The sequence below is a fragment of the Mesorhizobium sp. M4B.F.Ca.ET.143.01.1.1 genome (assembly GCF_004792275.1).
GTDB lineage: Bacteria > Pseudomonadota > Alphaproteobacteria > Rhizobiales > Rhizobiaceae > Mesorhizobium > Mesorhizobium abyssinicae.
This window is the reverse complement of the sequence record NZ_SRSR01000222.1, coordinates 1-326: the sequence shown is the minus strand read 5'-3', so window position 1 is coordinate 326 and position 326 is coordinate 1. Positions and strand designations below refer to the sequence as shown.

The 326-nt window shown below is 63.5% G+C and carries 1 protein-coding gene; it reads left to right on the top strand.

Features of this window, described 5'->3' with window-relative positions:
- Window positions 1-326: phytanoyl-CoA dioxygenase family protein (locus EN786_RS36725; RefSeq protein ID WP_189524393.1), on the top strand; the 326-nt coding region annotated here is incomplete at both ends.

Sequence of the window (326 nt, the reverse complement as noted above, 5' to 3'; positions counted from 1 at the left end):
TGCATCCGTGGCGCCTTCAAGGGCTGGGTCGACACGATCGCCGCCGGCATCGAGCGCAACATGCAGAACCGCAGCGCCACGGCGTCGGATATCGCTGGCGGCAAGGGCAGTTTCTTCGACGATTACTGCAACTGGGAGCGCATCCCCGAATTCGTCGATGTCGTGCGCAATTCGCCGGCCGCCGAACTGGCGGCCGCGGTGATGCAGTCACGCAGCGCCCAGTTTTTCCACGACCACGTGCTGGTCAAGGAACCCGGCACGCAGAAGCCGACACCCTGGCACCAGGACATTCCCTATGATTTCGTCGACGGCAGCCAGACTGTCAG